The sequence below is a fragment of the Staphylococcus sp. EG-SA-15 genome, assembly GCF_017151895.1.
Lineage (GTDB): Bacteria > Bacillota > Bacilli > Staphylococcales > Staphylococcaceae > Staphylococcus > Staphylococcus aureus.
Map to the genome: position 1 here is coordinate 1 of NZ_JACVZN010000082.1, position 441 is coordinate 441.

1 protein-coding gene is annotated in these 441 nt (G+C 58.5%); it reads right to left on the reverse strand.

Annotation, left to right across the window (positions count from 1 at the left end):
• Positions 1 to 422, reverse strand: a 422-nt coding sequence (locus tag IDG64_RS14420; protein ID WP_206171361.1) for a hypothetical protein, incomplete at its 3' end; no start/stop codon positions are given.
• Between the last annotated feature and the right edge of the window lie 19 nt (positions 423 to 441).

Consider the following 441-nt stretch of genomic DNA (forward strand, 5'->3'; position numbering starts at 1 on the left):
GTGATGAAGCGCTGCGGACTCTCGACTTGGAACTCCGAGAAAAGCGAGCCCTCCTTCAGGCGTTCAGGATCGATCAGGTATTCGCTCTCGTAGGCCAGCGCGCTTGCGGCAAGGACAGCTTCCCAGGATTCAAAGCTGACCTCGTAGGGCCGCAGCAGCTTGCCGTCCGGTTTCAGGATGATCCGCTCGACTTCGGTGATCACGTGCAAGAGGATCTCGTGCACCGTGCCGTCGGGACGCAGCCCGATTCGGCCGCGTGGCAGACCAACGACGGGGATTGGACCATTTTCGACGGTATGTACAGTGAACGAGTCCGCGGTGAATTTGCGCGGAATCGATTTGTCGGCGTTCAGGAGGGCCAAGACGCCGGCCATCGTTGTGCGGGTCTCGGTCTTCGTATGGTTGATGGTGATGATGTACATGAACGTTGCTCCAATAAGG